This window comes from Roseburia sp. 1XD42-69 (genome assembly GCF_003612565.1).
GTDB lineage: Bacteria > Bacillota > Clostridia > Lachnospirales > Lachnospiraceae > Roseburia_B.
Window position 1 is genome coordinate 1 of record NZ_RAZG01000183.1, and the last position, 1,952, is coordinate 1,952.

At 34.8% G+C, this 1,952-nt stretch carries 2 protein-coding genes; both read right to left on the reverse strand.

Annotated features, from left to right (window positions below):
- Nucleotides 1–125 precede the first annotated feature (125 nt).
- Entirely contained in the window at nt 126–611 is a 486-nt protein-coding gene (locus D7Y06_RS24875; protein WP_158591500.1) for a hypothetical protein, read from the reverse strand.
- 354 nt (nt 612–965) lie between these two features.
- Entirely contained in the window at nt 966–1,172 is a 207-nt protein-coding gene (locus D7Y06_RS24880; protein ID WP_120410152.1) for a hypothetical protein, read from the reverse strand.
- Between the last annotated feature and the right edge of the window lie 780 nt (nt 1,173–1,952).

The following is a 1,952-nucleotide window of genomic DNA, read 5'->3' on the forward strand; positions in this document are numbered from 1 at the left end:
TGGCATCTATCATCTATAATTATGGCAAATTTTGTGATGGTTTTAAATCCACCCTGAAACTAGGCGCTTACACTTTTTCTATTACTTTTCTAATTTCATTACGATACATTTTAATCTCCTTCTAATTAATGTCTCTTGTTTATCAATTGTTCCGAAGAAATTCTTACAGCATCAAAGTCCCGATAAATAATATATCCTCTAGCATCTGTAACTTCGTGAATCAAATATTTTGTTCCAAATTCACCACCATATTTGTATGCAATAGAGGATCCTCCTTCATTAAATGGACGAGAACTCATTATTTTTTTATACAAAAGTGAAAAATCCTCTCCCTTTGCTTCAATCTTACCAATTTTATCTATTGTGGCTTTATCAGCATAAAACTTACCCTTTCGATTTGCAATATTAGTCAAAAATTCTGCTGTACTATCGTATTTCCCACTTGTCTTCCCATAACTGTTCTCATTTTTTAATCCGAATTGCAACCCTACTTGTGCCTGTCCCCCAGTTCCATTTGATGATGCTCCACCACCACTTCCTGCATTTCCTCCCCCAGTTCCAGACATACTATTCTGGTCTTTCAACTTTTGAACGGACTGGTTATTGCCCAACGACTGCCTGCTGTTCCCCTGCATACGGTTCATATTCGTTATCCCATACTCCGTATACAAGCCGCACCTATACGTCAAACACAGGCCGCATTCCTCATACCTGTCCACATTGTTTTGGAACACCTTATCCATAAGGGAATTATATCCTCTGTTCTTGGCACGAATATCGTTTTCGACTTAAAACGCCGTTACCTCGTACCCCTCTCATGTTATTATAACAGGCACAACTATCTGTAAAGGAAAACTGCCCTAATATGGATAACATTGCAAAATTCTATAGTTATTATGGTGATACAACTGTTCTCAATCAGACAAAATTTCTCAGTTCACACTATACTCTCATTCTATAACATATTAAAAAGTTTTTTTAATTTCTTCTAATCCTTTCATCAAAGCATCTTGCACAATACTTACATTATTTGTATATTCTTTTTTTTCTAACTTAATAATATCAAAAAATTCTTTCAATATACCATCCACTATAATAGTTATTCCCTCAACTTTTTCTCCTGTTTGCTCATTTTCAAATTCTTCTGTCATTAAGGAAATCGTTTTCTTCATAATATCTAACCTCCAAATAATTTTAATTGTTAGCCATGAGCAAAACTCTACACATGCAGTATTTATGCAGATTTGCAAGGCATAATGAATCTCTTTATCACTCCAAATTTATAGAAACAATCAATTCCAAACCATATAATTGAGTTGTCAAATCAATTCACCGAAAGGAGCTGATTATTATCTAGCGCCAGGAATTATCCCCCGCTATAGAACACACGTTCCTTGCTGACGATGATGTCAAAAATATTTACATACAGGTAAAGAATTTCTATGAAGGAGAGTGCATCATTCCTTTAAATAAACGCAACACCAAAAATCCAAAACTTCTTCCGCAAGAAAATCCTGTTTGCGAAGCAGGACTCCCCATGTGAATTTTCTGATAACGGTCGTACCTGCCAGAAATTATGTTGTCCGTTAAATTCATTAAAAGATACTGACTACCTATATCAGTTTGTTGGCAGTTTCCGCTGCCGCAATCACTAATAGCTTCAACCAATCATATAAAAAGCTGAAAGACGTAAAACAAATTGCATAATAGTCCCTTTTATAACATCCATTGACGTTGGTTTTGGACTTACGTTAGCTTGCTATGCCATAAAATAATGCAATTTGGATTTGAAAAGCATCTGCCTAATTTGGAAATAAAATCAATGTATTTTTCTCATTTCAAAATTAATTGTTCCAATATTGCTGTTCAATAGGAATCAGCTCAAAAAAGTCTTCATATTTTGATATCCAGCCTATTGGAGCATAATTTTCATACGAAGCAGGCTCCGAATA

What these genes read in the sequence shown, in the direction of transcription:
- D7Y06_RS24880 (WP_120410152.1), bottom strand. Translation starts at nt 1,172, where the DNA reads ATGAAGAAAACGATTTCCTTAATGACAGAAGAATTTGAAAATGAGCAA.